We start from the raw sequence: 16,777 nt of genomic DNA on the forward strand, positions 1-16,777 counted from the left end.
ATTTATAAAATAAAATAGGAAAGAAAATGACGAAAGCAGATATCGTAGCGAAGATTTCAGAGAAACTAGGTCTTGAAAAAGGAGACGTTCAAGCAACAGTAGAAACTTTTATGGAAGAAGTTAAGACTTCTTTAGAAACTGGAGACAATGTATACTTAAGAGGTTTCGGTAGTTTTATCGTTAAAACTAGAGCTGAAAAGACTGGAAGAAACATTTCTAAAAACACTACTATTAAAATTCCAGCACACAACATTCCTGCGTTTAAACCTGCAAAAGTTTTTGTAGAGGGAGTTAAAACTAACAACGAAGCAAAATAATATTAATTAACATAAATCTGACACAATATGCCAAGTGGTAAAAAAAGAAAGAGACATAAGGTAGCGACTCACAAACGTAAAAAAAGAGCGAGAGCTAACCGCCACAAAAAGAAAAAGTAGTTTTAAACTACTTTTTTCTTTTTAAACGTTCATTGAAATTGAAAATTAGTATTCAGTCATCAGTTTTTAGTCTTCAGTCTACTGATTACTTAGAACTGCAAACTGCCAGCTAGTTTTCACCGGGTTAATACCTGTTAAAAATATTGTTTAATCCATCCTTACAATTCAGTTATGAGTTATGAGTGTTGAGTTATGAGTTGTAAAACTTGAAACTTGAAACTTAAAACCTGAAACTAAAAGTCTGGATAAAAATTTACAGTGTGAATAAAGAATTAATCATTAGATCTAGTTCTGATGCAGTAGATTTTGCCTTATTAAAAGATGGAAAACTAATTGAATTACACAAAGAAGAAGAAAAAAGCAACTTTCAGGTTGGTGATATTTTTATTGCCAAAATCAGAAAACCAGTTGCTGGACTAAATGCTGCTTTTGTAAATGTAGGTTTCGAAAAAGATGCCTTTTTACATTATCACGATTTGGGTCCAAATCTAGCTTCTCAGCTGAAATTCATAAAACTTGTAAGCGCAGGTAAATTAAAAGATTTCTCCCTAAAAACCTTTCAGTTTGAAAAAGAGATTGACAAAGATGGCATCATTACTGATATTTTAAGTGCCAATCAATCTGTCTTAGTTCAAGTAGTTAAAGAACCTATATCAACCAAAGGCCCAAGAATAAGTGCTGAGCTTTCATTGGCTGGAAGATTTATCGTTCTAGTTCCTTTCTCTGATCGTGTTTCTATTTCTCAAAAAATAGAAGACAAAAAAGAAAAGGATCGTCTAAAAAAACTTGTTCTATCGATCAAACCTAAAGGATTTGGTGTTATTGTTCGTACAGTAGCCGAAGGCAAAAACGTAGCCGAATTAGAAAAAGATTTGCAGAACCTGCTAGGCAGATGGTCTGCAATGTGTAAAAAATTACCAACTGCTCATCATCCATCAAAAGTATTAGGAGAGCTTAACAGAGCTTCTTCGATATTAAGAGATGTATTCAACGATACCTTCAGTGGTATTCAAATAGATGATGAAGAGTTGTACCATCAAACGAAGGAATATCTGCAAGAAATTGCACCTTCAAAACAATCGATTGTTAAGTTTTATCAATCAAATGACACCCCAATTTTCGAGAAATACAATATAGAGAGACAAATCAAGACTTCATTTGGCCGAACTGTTTCCATGAGCAAAGGTGCTTATCTTATTATAGAACACACTGAAGCTCTTCACGTTATAGACGTAAACAGCGGAAACCGTTCTAATAAAGCGACCAACCAAGAAGACACAGCCATGGAAGTGAATATGATTGCCGCAGCAGAAATCGCAAGACAATTACGTCTGCGAGATATGGGCGGAATAATCGTAGTTGATTTTATCGATATGTCTAATCCTGAAAATAGGAAAGTTTTGTTCGACTTCTTGCGAGAAGAAATGAGCGACGATAAAGCAAAACATAAAATATTACCGCCAAGTAAATTTGGTTTGGTCCAAATTACAAGACAGCGCGTAAGACCAGAAGTGAATATCAAAACCAGAGAGGAAGATCCTAACAAACATAATGGTGAAATTGAAGCTCCAATTTTAATCATTGATAAGATCACCGCTGATTTAGAAAGACTTTTAAAAACCCACAACAAGGTTGTACTTAACACACATCCGTTTGTGGCTGCATACCTCAGCAAAGGTTTTCCATCATTACGTTCAAAATGGTTTTTTGAACATAAGAAATGGGTGAAAATCATACCTCGTGACGCTTACACGTATTTAGAATACCATTTCTACGACAAAAAGGGAAATGTTATTACAGAATAAAAAACATCAAACCGCCTTTCGAAAGATTGGCGGTTTTTTTTGTGCTAAACACCATTCAATCTTGCTATTTTTCCTACTTTTACAAACTAAATTATGCTATAATGCTTTTAAATATCTTTAAGCCAAATTTCAAAGTTTTATTTTACCTTTTTTTTGTTCTATTTCTATGTAATTCAAAAATGTCATCTCAAAATGATACCATCTTTTTTGATAAAAACTGGAAAACAACTAGCAAAAAAACTGCCACATACTACAGAATTAAACCTTACAAAATAAAGACAAAAGATGCCACAGGTTACAAGATAAAGAACACTGATTCTCTTTTTGTAATTAACGATTACTATTTAAGTAACAATAAAATCCAATTTAAGGGCTATTCGAAAGATTTTGACGCAAAATATCTTATAGGAAAAGCGGAATGGTTTAGCGAAAACGGAAATCTTGAGACAAGAGAATTTAACTATAGAGAAGAAAAAAATAAAGTATTTAAAGTTCCTGAATTACCTATTTTTTACATTGATTATAAAATAGCCAATAAAAGTCTTCTGACAGGTGGTTTGGAGTTTTGCCTTAACTGTAAATCAGAAAATAAATTATTCTTAGGAACAGGTTTTGGAATTACAAATAGTTATAACGGAAATTATTATGGTCTTCCAGATATACATTTATCATATAGCAAAGAACTGCTATTTATAAAAACAGGAAGTTCTCATAAAAATGCATACGCTATAGGCGGAGTTACTTTTTTAAATATATTTGATTTAGGTATTGGATATTCCTTTCCATACAATAATGAAAAAATACCTGTATATAAAGGCTTTACTGCTTCATTTACTTTACGTCTGACAAATAATGAAAAAGCTTATCAAAAGTTCAATATGATACAATAAACTTATTTATCTCACAATTTCAATTTTCCTTCTAATTTCATTTCCAGAAGCATCTACAACTGTGATATAATGCACTCCTGTTGTCGGAGTAATTGGCAGTTCATGAAAAGTTTTTGTCGTAGCCTTATAAACATCATCAACATACCAAAACAATTCTTTATCCCTTTCAGAATAAGCTACTTTTAAAATTACGGGCTGCACATCGCTATTAAAATCCTTTGTTAAGTAGATTTTACTGTTAGCTTTTGGATAAATAAAATCCATTGTCGTGGTTTGCGTTCCCTCACAACCTTCTTTAAATGGTGGTAATGGCAAATATTCTATATGCTGGCTTTTGTAATACCACGCCATAACAGGAGGCAGTACAAACCAGTTTTTAGTCACAATATTATCTACACTTTCGCAACTGCTGTTTACCTGAAACTGCTCTGTTTTATCCAAATGAATGGTTCTGTGATAAGGACAAACTTTAGTCGATTTACCTTTTTTAGTAACCCATTGTTTGATTTTCGGACAGTTGTCTTTTGCCAAATAACCACTTAAACGGCAAACCTCAACTTCTGCTAAATCATTATATGGCGTATCAAACCATCTTTGTCTTGGCAGCAAATTAAAAACATCAAATAAAATTGGCGCGGCACTGGTTACTCCTGTCAAAGTTGGCCTTCCTTCTCCAGTTGCATTTCCAACCCAAATTCCAACTACATATCTTGAGTTTGTTCCAATAGCCCAAGCGTCACGATTTCCGAAACTGGTTCCCGTTTTCCATGCAATTTTAAGTGAACTGTCATAAAATTTCCAAGCTTCGTCTCCTTCGGGCCTATTTACCTCTTCCATTGCGTTGTAGGTCAACCAAATTGATCCTGCACCCAGAATATTCTTCTGATCGGTTTCGGAGCCAAAATCGGGCTTAAAATCGTTTTTATAGTTGAGTTCTGTAAACTCGTTGGTTCTATATTGCCCTTTATTTCTTGTGTAATAATTGACCGTAGATGAAAGATTCGCGTACGTTCGGCATAAATCCCACAAATTACTTTCTGCTCCTCCTAAAATAAGCGATAAACCGTAATGATCGGGTGTTTTATTAATGTTCTTTAATTTAAACTTCTGTAATTCTTCATAAAATTTGTTTACAGTAAATTCCTGAAGCATCAAAACCGCAGGAATATTCAGCGAACGTGACAAAGCACGATGTGCGGGAACAGCTCCGTCAAAAGTTAAATTAAAGTTCTGAGGCGTATATCCTGAAATCTGTGTTGGAATATCGGCAACTAAAGTATTTGGAAGCAATTCACCATCGTCAAGCATTGCCCCATACAAAAGCGGTTTGAGAATACTTCCTGTACTTCTTGGCGCATCAATAATATCAACATCTTTTTGATGATCTGCATCTGCTGGAGAATTTCCAACATAACTCATCACATTTCTATTCTGAACATCAATAACCAAAATAGCCAGATTATGCACTTCATTCTGCTTATACTGATTGTAATAATATCTCGCGATTTGATTAACACGATTTTGAAGCGCATAATCAATTGTAGTTTTTACTCTTGTTCCTTCTTCATTTTTAGCCACTCTCTGCAATAAATGAGGTGCAATTTGAGGCAGATCGTACGGTTTTTGAGGTAATGGCTCTTCTACGGAAAGTTCATACGTCTGTTTGTCGATAATACCTTCTTGATGAAGTTTCAACAAAAGCCGATTTCGTTTGTTGAGTAATTTTATCTGATTTTTTCCTGGATAAATTAAACTTGGCGCATTGGGCAAAACAGCTAAAACTGCATTTTCAGCCCATGATAATTGATTAGACTGAACGCCAAAATAACGCCACGAAGCCATTTCCAATCCCACAACATTTCCTCCAAAAGGCGCATGTGCTGCATACATTTCGAGAATCTCGTTTTTAGAATATCCTAATTCTAATCTTGTAGCGAGAATAATTTCTATTATTTTTTCGAAATAGGTTCTGTTTTTTCCTTTTCGGGAAAGTCTGATTACTTGTTGCGTTAAAGTACTTCCGCCTCGAACAACTTTACCTGCTTTTCTGTTCTGTTTAAAAGCATTGATCATAGCGCCTGGATTGAAACCTGGATGTTTATAGAAATATTCGTCTTCAAAATACACAATGCATTTCTTGAATTTATCAGGAACGCTGTCTTGCGCGGGAAAACGCCATTGTCCGTCACGGGCAATTTTAGCTCCGAGCAATTCTCCTTCTTTACTTTCTATTACGGTTGAATATGGTTCTTTGAATAAAGTTCGAGGTATCGAAAAATAGTAAATCAGCAAGAGCAGAAATGCAATTGCTGATTTTATTTTGTTTCTTTTTATCCAATTTAGAATGCGTTGGATAAACTCTTTTAGTTTATTTTTCAATATTATTTTTTTTCGCCACGAATTCACGAATTTAAATTATAACAAATTAATTCGTGAATTCGTGGCTAACAATTTTACTTCACAACCTCAACCCAGAATCCTTTTGTTCTTGCCAAGAAAGTATTATCATACATGGCTTCGCATTGTAATCCAGGTAAATAATAGTTTCCTAAGTATGATGCGTTTAGCAGAATTCGGAAAACTTTGGTTTCTCTAGCCTTCATTCCGAAGTAGAAATTAGTCCTATCGTCACGAATGTCAATATAATCTGCGATGTTGTTTACGGCGTCTCCATAATCTGTGAAACGAGTATTTACAATTTCGAATCCAGAAGGCAGAATTTGAGACAATGCCACATTTTGAACACTTTCTCCTCTTTGGTTTTTAATCGTAACCTCAGCAACAAATTCAGTTCCCTGATTGATTCTTGAAACATTAATTACGCTTCCTTTTCTGTTTTTAAAGACAATAGAAGCCGTAACATCACTCTGAACAGCATTTTCTTGTCCGATAGGCAATATTCCTGTGTTCAATACACGAACATAAACCGTATTGGCTTTATTGTTTTTCAGTGTAATACTGTTTGTTCCAGAAGCAACAGACAAACTGCGATCAGCAACCGATTTACCTGTATTTATCGTCTCTCCTTTTCCGTTTTTACTAAACTGAATATTGATTCCTTTTGGACCATTGCTTACTGCAAATTTCGACATCGCATACAAGCAATAAGCTGTTGTCTGCGTACTCATCCATTGATTTGCTGACATTTCTTTGGCCAATTTTGTCGCTGTTACAAATGCTTTTTGTTTTTGATCTAATAAAAGCATCGTTTCCAAAGCCATTGCTCTGTTTCTTTCGCTTGAACCATAATAGTAATAGCTGTATCCGTCTGAACTTCCATCAATGCTTGTTCTCAAGAATAAACTTTGTCCCGCCGATTTTTGTCCAGCTAAAACATAAGCCGCTGCCAGACGAAGCATACTTTCGTTTGAAATACCTTTTGTTTCACGCAATCTGTTCATTGATGATAAATCGGCATTTCCTGCTAAAGCTAAAGTATATAAACGATACGCTTGAGCTAAATCATTTCCGTATTTAGGTTCAAAACGCCATTGTTTTGCTTCTTTCTGTTGGTATGACAACCATTTTGATTTGAAATTAATTGGCAGTACATATCCTTTTTTCTCTGCTTCAATTAAGAAATGTCCTGCATAAGAAGTTCCCCAATCATCAGCAATTGCATTTCCTTGCCAGTAAGGCATTCCACCATTTGTTAACTGGAAATTACCCAATCTTGCAATTCCAGCTGCTATATTTTTCTGAATCAGATCTTTACGTTTCGCATCAATATCGGCTACATCTCCTAAATACAATTGAGGGAAAACAGATGAAGTCGTTTGCTCCACACATCCATGCGGATATTGAATCAAGAATTGCAATCTTCCATTCAAATTCATTGACGGCATAGACGAAACTTCCAATCTTGCTTTATTACTTCCTGCAATTCCAAATGTTTTCCATGAGATTGTTTTAGTGCTATTTGGGGATAAAACAACATCAGTAAATGTACTTGTAACTGGATTCGGATTTGTCATGTCGATTTCAACATCATAAACTGATTTCTCGCTTCCAGATGTTGCAATTACCTGAACTTTTGCAATTCCTGTCGCAGAGCCAACTACTAAATTAAAATACGCCATTTTTTCATCAGGCTGTGCAAAATTTAGTCTTTGAACGGCACTTCCCATAACTTTCAATCCGTTACTTGTTTTAACCTGAATTGAAACATTTTTGATTTTGTTTTCAGTTGCAAAAACCGTTACAGGCAATGTCACTTTTTCTGATGGCGAAATTTTTCTTGGTAACGAAGCCAATACCATCAGCGGACTCTTAACCTGTGTTGCTTTCTCAACACTCCCGTAAGCGCTTGTTTTTGCATCTCCCGCAACCACCATTGTTCTAACTGAACCAATGTATTTAGGGAGTTTTAATTCATGAGATTTTGTTTCTCCTTTTCCTAATTTAAATGGTCCATAGTATAATACAACTGGTTTAAAACGATTGGCTTTTTTAGCTTTTCCTCCGCCTAAATCCTGATCACCACCAATACTGAAAATCTGGTTTATTTTTCCGCCATAAGCACCTATTACATCATCGTAAACATCCCAAGTTTTTACACCTAAAGCTTCACGAACATAGAAACTATCCCATGCATTTGGTGTTTTAAAACGAGTTAAATCCAAAAGTCCTTCATCTACAACCGCAATTGTATACGTCATTTCTTTACCTGATTTCTCGCCTACTTTAACCGTAAACGGCTGTTCTGGCCTTAAAACGTCTGGCATATTTAGAGTTGGCGCCAAAATGGTGTTTTTATCTACCACTTCGATCGGCACAATTCCGTACATACGAATTGGAGAATCGTTTTTCGTAGAAGCATGAGGCTGCAATAATGTAATATTAAAATACACATTTGGCGCCATAGCACCTGTAATCGGAACTTCAACTTTTGTTTCTCCGTTTTTAGTTTCAGCCCAAATAGTCTGCACAACTCTTGAACCGTTTTCGATAGAAATTAAAGCTCGTCCGCCTTCACTTGAAGGGAAAGAAATCTGCGCTTTTTCTCCAACAGCATAGTTCTTCTTATCGGTAGAAAATACTAACATATTTGCTGTTGAGGCATCTCTATTGCGTGTTTTTCCAGACCAGATTGGCCAGTCTATATTTACAGTTAAAGAAGCAGCATGTCCGCTTTCACCGTCTTCAACACGAATTAAATAACGCCCCCATTCTTCGTCTGTCAAAGCAAATTGGAAACTTCCTTTTCCGCTTGAATCAGTATTGATTACAAATGTTTTGTATGAAGTCGTTGCATTCGACGAGTTATAATTTGATAAATTATCGCTTGATGAATCCCACCACCATCTCCAATCTACTTTATAAACTCTCACTTCTAGATTACGAACTGATTTTGGTCTTCCGTTTTCATCAACCGTTACCACATCAAAACGATTGTTTGCTCTCGTTTCAAGCATGCTGTATTTGTTCAGTTCCGGCGTTTTTAGTCCAACGTAAGTTTTATACGGAGAATAAGTTGTTGACATGACATCTGTACTAAAATCTCCTCCTTCTTCGTATACTTTTGTAATAAATGAAGCGCGAAGCATTCCTGGTGCCTGACCTTGTAATCTTGGCTGAATATTCACTGAAGCCTTTCCGCTTTCATTCAGTTTCCCAGAGAAAACATTGATTTCTTCTGTGCTGAATTGACGCGCTAAATCATCAAAAGTATATTTTTCATAACCTTTAAAAGTGGTCGCTTGCTGTGAGAATTTAGCCTGCATTTCTACATTCAAATTCTTAGCAATTGCACCGTGAAGCCATGTTACTTCAAGATTATCGGTATTTGGATACGAAGCCGAAAGTGTTTTTCTGCTAAAGGTATTTTTGATTTTTAAACGATTCGGCTTGATGGTTTCAATCTTAATACTCTTATAGAATTTAGCGCCACCAACACTTACCATAGCTTCCCAATTTCCTGTAGGCGCATCTTGGTTTGTTGGAACTATAAAAGCATAATGGTTTAAATCGTTCGTTTTTTGAACGGTTTGATAAACTGTTTTCCCATTCGGATCATTTAATCTGAATTTAATTGGATGTGATTTCGGAAGTTTATTCGCAGCATCGTTCAAAATAAATGACAGATACAGATTATCTCCAGGACGCCAAACACCTCTTTCTCCGTAAATAAATCCTTTTAAACCTTTTTGCAAAGTCTCTCCGGCAACATCAAAATTACTTACAGACAATGAAAGTCCGTCATCTAATTTCACATAAGTCGATTGATCACCTAAAGTAACAATAGCGAAATAAGCGAATTTGTCCAATTGGAAAGAAGCAATACCTTCACTGCTAGTTGCTTCTGTTGCAATTTTTTGCTGTTGGAAGTTGTATAAATCTACTCTTGCGTTTGAAACTGGCTCAGTTGTAACAATATTATTTACAGCAAATAAATACGATTTATTTTCACCTCTTTTAGCAATAACTCCTAAATCTGATGCTAAAATATTAGTAGCAATTCTAGCATTGTAGAAATAAGAACCTGTACAAGGATCCTCACTTTCTCTCCAATCATAATCATCATAGTAAGAGTAATCATCATAAGAGTTTCCACTGTAATTTACGTCATTTTCATCCACTTCTTCTTCCTCAGCTTCATCATCATTTCCTTCTGAAGTTTCGCATTTATAAAGCGAATATTTCTTTTTATACACAAATTCAACTCTGTAAATCGCTCCAGGTTCTGGTTTAATGATTTTAGATAAATCTAAAGCATACGTATTCCATTTCGAAAGATTTACGAGCGTACTTTCCCTTAAATTCAGAGTTGTTTTGGCAATTGGCTGCGCTACTTTCTTCAGGTTTTGTCCGCCATTTAGTTCGTTGTATTGAAGAAATTGAAGGATATTATTTTTGTAAATCTTATATACTTTTACATCAACCGCGCTCAGATTTACAGCCTCAAAATTCAATTTTAAATTATTTGAACTTGGCAGAATTGTTCCGTTTTTAATAAAACGAACATTTGGTTTTATCTGATCAAAAGAGATTTTCTCGCTGTAATTGTTTTCTAATTTTTTACCATATTGGCTTTCTATTCCCTGAAAGACTTCCAATAATAATTCGCCCGTTACAACCTGTTCCGGTTCTTCGTCTGGCACATATTCAACGGCTTCTTCTACAACTGCTGCAGCAGAATCTACTGCAACTGCTGCAGAATCAACCACAACAGCAGCTGAATCTACCGCTACTGCAACAGACTCTTCTGCAACAACCGTTACTGGTTCTGCTTTTTTAGGTGCATTTTGATTGGTAAAATATACTTTTAGTAAATTTCCTTGGGTCGAAAACTTCAGATTATTAGTGTTTTGAATTGAAACCAATCCTGCAAAATCTTGACCTTTTTCTAAAGGTTCAGAGAAATTAATTAAAACCTGCTGATTGTTTCCGTCTGGAACTTCAACCTTAATAACTTTAAATTCGTTGATGCTTGTAATCGGGAAATCGATCTGTCCTTTTTGATCAATATCAAAATCATTTCCATCATAAATAATTTCTAGATTTGAAGCTTCTGATTGACGTTGAATGCTGTCAATTATAAAATGAAATTCCTTTCCTGAAGATACATTTTTATCAAACTTAATCTTAAGATCGTTTCCATTATGTTTGGCTTGAACCAGCTTAATTGCGGTTTCCAAATCAATATTATCAGCTGTTTTAAGCGTACAGTTTAAGTATTGATATTCTTTGCTATACGACTGAATATCGCCAGTATTGATGGTAAAATCCTGTTTAACCGTTTTGACTGTAAAATTGAATTTCGAAAGTTCTTTTTCTTTCTCTTTTGGAATTGCTGTCAGTTTATCTAAGTTTAAAGTAACTTGATATTCTGTTCCCATTTTGAGTTTTTTCTCTGGAATAAAAGCTAAAGTATTGGTTGAAAGCGCTATGACTTTTCCGTGAACACTTGGCGAAATATCAAACAAATCGTCATCTAATTCCTGATTAGGTTTCCAATCGTTTTTATCGAAAGCCAAAACCACACGGATATCAGAATCCGAAGAGACAATACCGCCAGTAAAACTGGTAATGTAATCTTTGAATAATGAAAAATCTGAATTGAAATCGGCAGCTGATTTTCTGCCGCAAGATTGAAAAATAAAAAACACAAAAAATACGAGAAACAGTCCTTTTGCTTTCACTTTTAACTAGAGTTATTGGTTAATAAACTAGTATAAAAGTAAAATATTTTCTGGATCTTTAAGAGGAAAATTCTCTAATAATGATTATTTAACTTTTGTTGAAGATTATAAACTATCCTACAAGGTATCTAGAGCTTATTTACGTCTTTCAAGAAAAAAACGTTTCATCAAATCGGCTGCTTCATTTGCCATTACGCCAGAAACAACAGTCGTTTTTGGGTGAAGTTTAGTTCCCATATTAATAAATCCGCGCTGTTCGTCGCGTGCGCCAAAAACAATTTTCGAAATCTGACTCCAGTATAAAGCTCCTGCGCACATTTGGCAAGGTTCAAGCGTTACATAAAGCGTACAGTCTTTTAAATATTTTCCGCCAAGAAAGTTTGCTGCTGCAGTAATAGACTGCATTTCGGCATGAGCTGTTACATCATTTAATAATTCTGTCAAATTATGACTTCGTGCAATAACTTTATCAGCTACAACTACAACAGCTCCAACAGGAATTTCACCTTTTAAATAGGCTTCTTCTGCTTCCTGCAAAGCTTTCTTCATAAAATATTCGTCAGTAAAAGGATTTTCCATAATTGCAAAAATACACTTTTGAAATAATTTTTGTCTTGTTTAAAAGAGAAAGGGTAAATGAAATATATTTTTTCAAATATCGTTTTTTCCCGTCAAGTTCAAATCATACGCTCGATTCCTACCTTGTCCTTTTGGAATCAAAATATCCTTATCAGCTAGATCCTGTAAATCTCTTGTAGCAGTTGCTCTTGACGTTTTAGTAATCGAAATATATTTTAATGCCGTCATTCCGCCTACAAATCCAGAAATACCGTAGTCAAACATTTTCAATACAGCTTTTGTTTGTCGTTCATTCATTTTATGTTTGAACTGATCCAAAAATCTGCTTTTATTTAATGTAAAAAGGACTATTTGTTTTGCCGATTTTTGAGATTCTAAAATCAAACCAGAAAAATAAAGAATCCAATCTGTAATTTCGAGAGTTCGTTGCGCTTCTTTTAGAGATTGATAATACTTTTTTTTACTCTGTTCAATCGTACTTGAAATACTCATTAAAACAGGTCTATTTAAAGATTCTGAAAGGCATTTTTCAGCAATGGCTCTACCTATTCTTCCATTTCCGTCTTCAAAAGGATGAATACTTTCAAAATACAAATGAGAAATCGAAGTTTTAATTAAAGCTTTTTTTATATCAGTTGGTTTTACTTTGAAATCATTATACCATTCAATAAACTTTTTCATCTCGTCAGGAACCTGAGTAGATGGTGGTGCTTCAAAGTGAACTATTTCTTTTCCATAACTTCCTGAAATAATTTGCATTGGTTCTGTTCCTTTTCTATATTCACCAGGATTAACATTTCTTGAATATTCCATTAAGCCGTAATGCCATTGTTTTATAGATAGTTCTGTCAATTTATCAGAATAAGAGTTTCTAATCATTACCATTAGCTTCCCAATTCCCTGTGCGTTTTTATCTCTTATTTTATCAAAAACATCCCCCAATCCCATATTTTTCTTAATGGAAGACATTATATCTTGTCTGCTGAAAAATTCTCCTTCTATTTCAGAAGTTTTGATTGCTTCTGAGATCATAAACTGTAAAATAGTTTCCTGCTGAATTTCGGCAGAGAGTGAATTAACAAGCCCTTTAAGTTCACCTGTTTCCAATGCCAAATCGATACATAATGACTCTATAACAGCATCATTATATTTAAAATTTTGCCAGTCTGGTAATTGCCAATTGTATTTCATGAGGCATTAAAAAAATTAATTGCCTCAAATATAACGATTTTTTGAGGCAATTAACTCAAATAATTGCCTCATTTAATAAAACATCTCCCCGTAAAACCAAGATAAATTCAAAATAATGCTTTACTATTTATTTTTTCTTACATTTAAATCATGATATTAGACTATGGAAAGAAATTATAAAATAATTGCTCAAACACATTATTACAGATTATTTTTACCCGCATTAATCACAGTTGTAGGAACAATTTTATTCAGCTGTCAAAATAAAGAAGATAAAAATCAGAAAGTTCAAAACTCTCAAACTGCAAAAGATACTACCTACAAAGAGCATAAAGTTTCTAAAGAAATCTCAATAGATAAAAACAGTGAGAGCCAGACTGCTGATGCTCCATCAACAAAAATTAATCCAGTAGAACTTAAAAACGCAATACCAATAATACAGGAAAAAGTTTCAGAAAACAAAACGTCAAAAACGGATAAAATAAAAAAAGACGATTCAGCGCCATCTCTAAAACCTATTTCAAATACAAATGCCGAATTCCCAGGCGGAATAGAACAATTTCATAACTTCTTTATGAAAGAATACAAAAAGCCAGAAGGCATAAGTTATTGGAAACTTAATTTCACTCTTGCATTTGCTGTTGAAAAAAACGGAAGTGTTTCATTTCTTGAATGTTCGCCAGCAGTTGAAGAGCCACTGCAAAAAGAAATTATCAGGGTTTTAAGTTTGTGTCCAAAATGGCAGCCTGGAGAATCAAATGGAAAAAAAGTTAGAATGCAATATTCTGTGCCTATTTTATTGAAATAAGACTCTGGGGGAAAATTAAATTTAAAACCGTAAATTTGCTTTTTACCTTACAATGAAAAGCGATTTACTTTCCAAAATATACAATCCTGCCGATTTGCGTCTTCTAAAAGAAGAACAGCTTGCTCAAGTTGCTCAAGAATTGCGTCAGTTTATTATTGATATTGTTTCTGTAAAAGAAGGGCATTTGGGAGCTAGTTTGGGCGTTGTAGAACTTACAATTGCTTTGCATTATGTTTTTAATACTCCAGATGATTTATTGGTTTGGGATGTTGGACATCAGGCATACGGGCACAAAATCTTGACCGAAAGAAGAGAAATTTTTCATACTAATAGACAAATTGGAGGAGTTTCTGGTTTTCCAAAAAGAAGTGAAAGTGTTTACGATACTTTTGGCGTTGGACATTCTTCTACTTCTATTTCTGCAGCACTCGGAATGGCTATTGCTTCTAAATTAAAAGGCAATTTTGATAAAGAACATATCGCAGTAATTGGCGACGCTTCTATTGCGAGCGGAATGGCTTTTGAAGGTTTAAACCATGCTGGAGTTACAGATGCCAATATTTTGGTTATTCTAAACGATAATGCGATTGGAATTGATCCGAGTGTTGGTGCTTTGAAAAAATACCTTACTTCGGTTAAAAACGGTAAAAATCCGCGACAGAATAATATCATTAAATCTTTGAATTTTGATTATTCAGGACCAATAGACGGTCATGATCTTCCTAAATTAATCAAAGAATTAAAACGTCTTAAAAAGATTAAAGGGCCTAAATTTCTGCATATTGTAACTACAAAAGGAAAAGGTTTACAGCAAGCCGAAGAAAATCAAGTGAAATATCATGCGCCTGGAAAATTTGATGCTTCAACTGGAGAAATTCATTTAAAATCGGAAGAAAATCTTCCTCCAAAATATCAAGATGTTTTTGGCTTGACTATTTTAGATTTAGCCAAAAAGAACGAAAAAATAATCGGGATCACACCCGCAATGCCATCTGGAAGTTCATTAAAATTTATGATGGACGAATTCCCAGAACGTGCTTTTGATGTTGGAATTGCCGAACAGCATGCCGTAACGCTCGCAGCAGGAATGGCAACACAGGGTATGATTGTATATTGTAACATTTACTCCACATTTTTACAGCGTGCCTACGATCAGGTAATTCATGATGTGGCACTGCAAAATTTACCTGTAATTTTTTGTCTAGACCGCGCAGGGTTAGTCGGCGAAGACGGCGCAACGCATCATGGTGTTTTTGACATTGCCTATCTGCGTTCGATTCCGAATATGATAATCTATGCTCCGTTGAACGAAATTGAACTTCAAAACATTTTATATACAGTTCAATTAGGAATAGATCATCCTATTGCTATTCGATATCCAAGAGGCCGCGGAGTCCTGCCAAATTGGGAAGTAGAAAATTTCGGACATTACGAAAAAATAAATTGGAACAAGGCAAAATGCTTGAAAGATGGTACGAAAGTTGCTGTGCTATCGGCCGGAACAATTGGAAATAATGTTATAGAGGCTTTAAAAGAATCTACCAATTCTAACGAAATCGCCCACTATAATTTTAGCTTTATTAAACCACTAGACATCAATACTTTAAAAATAATTTTTTCAACTTTCGACCGTATTATTACCATCGAAGAAGGGGTTAAAAATGGTGGTTTTGGAAGTGCAATTTTAGAGTTTGCAGCATCAAACAATTTCAAAAATTCTATTGAAATTTTAGGTGTTCCCGACGAATTTATCGAGCATGGAACCGTAAATCAACTGCAACAATTGTGTAAAATTGACGTTAAAAGTTTAATAAATCTTTTTTCTAATGGTTCAAAATAATTATTTTGCGATACCAAAAAAAAATTTACCTAATGAAATTATTGCGTTCTACTCTTTTGCTATTATTGCTTTTGTGTACTTCTAATAACTTTGCCCAGATTATACAAACCACTTTAAGTCCTAATCAAGCACCTAAACCGCCGTCCAACTGGAGCAGAAAGAATCAGATTGGTTTTGACATTTCGGAGATCGCTTTTGTAAACTGGAGCGCCGGGGGAACAAGTTCGATTTCAGGTTTATTTAAAGGTGAATTTGGAAGAACCTACACAAAGAAAAATCATAAATGGGTAAACGAGCTTATTGTAAAATATGGTTTAAATAAACAAGACGGAATCGAGTTAAGAAAAACAGATGATGCCTTTCAGTTCAACTCAACCTATGGTTTCAGAAAAGATACTGCTTCAAACTGGTATTACTCTTCTAAATTAAATTTCAACACACAATTTACCAATGGTTATAATTACCCAAACCGTGATGTTGCCATTTCTAAACCTTTCGCACCAGCTTATATCTTTCTGGGAGCCGGAGCAGAGAATTCAAACAAAGAAAAAAACAGGGTATTTTACTTCTCTCCTATTACATTAAAAACCACCTTAGTACTTGATCAATATCTTGCAGACCAAGGTTCTTTCGGGGTTAAAAAGGCAGTTTATGCGCCAGACCCTTTGGATCCTACACAGCAGATATTAATTGAGGGAGGTCAAAAAGTAAAAGCTGAATTTGGTATATTGTTTACAGCTTATATGAAAAATGAAATCTATAAAAACGTCTTTTACGAAAATAGACTAAGCTTATATACAGATTACTTAAACAAATTCGGAAATGTCGATATCGATTATGACACACGTCTTGACCTTGTTGTTAACGCTTACGTAAAAGCTAATATTGGGGTTCACTTAATTTATGACGACGATATTAAAACCAAAAAAGATGTTGTGGATCCAGCTACAGGAGCAACAACTCAAGTAAATGACGGACCTAGAATGCAATTAAGACAAGTTCTCGGAGTTGGTCTAGTTTATGCTTTTCAATAAAATAAAATTAAGAATTTAAAAATGCCTCTTTCAAAATTCATGAAAGAGGCAT

10 protein-coding genes are annotated in these 16,777 nt (G+C 34.6%); 6 read left to right on the forward strand and 4 right to left on the reverse strand.

The window, feature by feature from the left end; genetic code table 11:
• Positions 1–26: 26 nt before the first annotated feature.
• From DM397_RS20655 to DM397_RS20665, 3 genes are all read left to right on the forward strand, one after another.
• Entirely contained in the window at positions 27–317 is a 291-nt protein-coding gene (locus DM397_RS20655; protein WP_007805026.1) for an HU family DNA-binding protein, read from the forward strand.
• A 380-nt stretch (positions 318–697) separates the two neighbouring features.
• On the forward strand, positions 698–2,242 hold the full coding sequence (locus DM397_RS20660) for an Rne/Rng family ribonuclease (protein ID WP_066032867.1): 1,545 nt from the start codon (positions 698–700) through the stop codon (positions 2,240–2,242).
• A gap of 101 nt (positions 2,243–2,343) precedes the next feature.
• Positions 2,344–3,132 carry a hypothetical protein gene (locus DM397_RS20665; protein WP_111379382.1) on the forward strand — a complete coding sequence of 263 codons (789 nt, stop codon included), beginning with the start codon at positions 2,344–2,346 and terminating at the stop codon, positions 3,130–3,132.
• Between the two features lie 6 nt (positions 3,133–3,138).
• Here the strand turns inward: DM397_RS20665 and pbpC are convergent, their stop codons facing one another.
• The 4 genes from pbpC to DM397_RS20685 form a co-directional block, all read right to left on the reverse strand.
• On the reverse strand, positions 3,139–5,511 hold the full coding sequence (pbpC, locus tag DM397_RS20670) for a penicillin-binding protein 1C (protein WP_111379629.1): 2,373 nt from the start codon (positions 5,509–5,511) through the stop codon (positions 3,139–3,141).
• Positions 5,512–5,585: 74 nt separating this feature from the next.
• Positions 5,586–11,273: an alpha-2-macroglobulin family protein gene (locus DM397_RS20675; RefSeq protein WP_111379383.1), complete on the reverse strand. Its 5,688-nt coding sequence runs from the start codon at positions 11,271–11,273 to the stop codon at positions 5,586–5,588.
• Between the two features lie 135 nt (positions 11,274–11,408).
• Positions 11,409–11,852, reverse strand: coding sequence for a nucleoside deaminase (locus DM397_RS20680; RefSeq protein WP_111379385.1), 444 nt, complete (start codon positions 11,850–11,852; stop codon positions 11,409–11,411).
• 72 nt (positions 11,853–11,924) lie between these two features.
• Positions 11,925–13,043 carry a Fic family protein gene (locus tag DM397_RS20685; RefSeq protein WP_111379386.1) on the reverse strand — a complete coding sequence of 373 codons (1,119 nt, stop codon included), beginning with the start codon at positions 13,041–13,043 and terminating at the stop codon, positions 11,925–11,927.
• Between the two features lie 163 nt (positions 13,044–13,206).
• On the opposite strand from DM397_RS20685, the gene DM397_RS20690 reads away from it, so the two are divergent.
• The 3 genes from DM397_RS20690 to DM397_RS20700 are packed head-to-tail and all read left to right on the forward strand — an operon-like array spanning position 13,207 to position 16,725.
• On the forward strand, positions 13,207–13,851 hold the full coding sequence (locus DM397_RS20690) for a hypothetical protein (protein WP_111379388.1): 645 nt from the start codon (positions 13,207–13,209) through the stop codon (positions 13,849–13,851).
• A 52-nt stretch (positions 13,852–13,903) separates the two neighbouring features.
• Positions 13,904–15,691, forward strand: a complete 1,788-nt coding sequence (locus DM397_RS20695) for a 1-deoxy-D-xylulose-5-phosphate synthase (RefSeq protein ID WP_111379390.1) — start codon at positions 13,904–13,906, stop codon at positions 15,689–15,691.
• A 32-nt stretch (positions 15,692–15,723) separates the two neighbouring features.
• Entirely contained in the window at positions 15,724–16,725 is a 1,002-nt protein-coding gene (locus DM397_RS20700) for a DUF3078 domain-containing protein (RefSeq protein WP_111379391.1), read from the forward strand.
• Positions 16,726–16,777: the final 52 nt, after the last annotated feature.

The organism is Flavobacterium nitrogenifigens (assembly GCF_003254565.1).
Classification (GTDB): Bacteria; Bacteroidota; Bacteroidia; order Flavobacteriales; family Flavobacteriaceae; genus Flavobacterium; species Flavobacterium nitrogenifigens.

Excerpts from the sequence above, each read along its gene's own strand:
- DM397_RS20685 (WP_111379386.1), bottom strand. The coding sequence starts at position 13,043 with ATGAAATACAATTGGCAATTACCAGACTGGCAAAATTTTAAATATAAT.
- DM397_RS20680 (WP_111379385.1), bottom strand. The coding sequence starts at position 11,852 with ATGGAAAATCCTTTTACTGACGAATATTTTATGAAGAAAGCTTTGCAG.
- DM397_RS20700 (WP_111379391.1), top strand. The coding sequence starts at position 15,724 with ATGAAATTATTGCGTTCTACTCTTTTGCTATTATTGCTTTTGTGTACT.
- DM397_RS20695 (WP_111379390.1), top strand. The coding sequence starts at position 13,904 with ATGAAAAGCGATTTACTTTCCAAAATATACAATCCTGCCGATTTGCGT.
- DM397_RS20655 (WP_007805026.1), top strand. The coding sequence starts at position 27 with ATGACGAAAGCAGATATCGTAGCGAAGATTTCAGAGAAACTAGGTCTT.
- DM397_RS20665 (WP_111379382.1), top strand. The coding sequence starts at position 2,344 with ATGCTTTTAAATATCTTTAAGCCAAATTTCAAAGTTTTATTTTACCTT.
- DM397_RS20690 (WP_111379388.1), top strand. The coding sequence starts at position 13,207 with ATGGAAAGAAATTATAAAATAATTGCTCAAACACATTATTACAGATTA.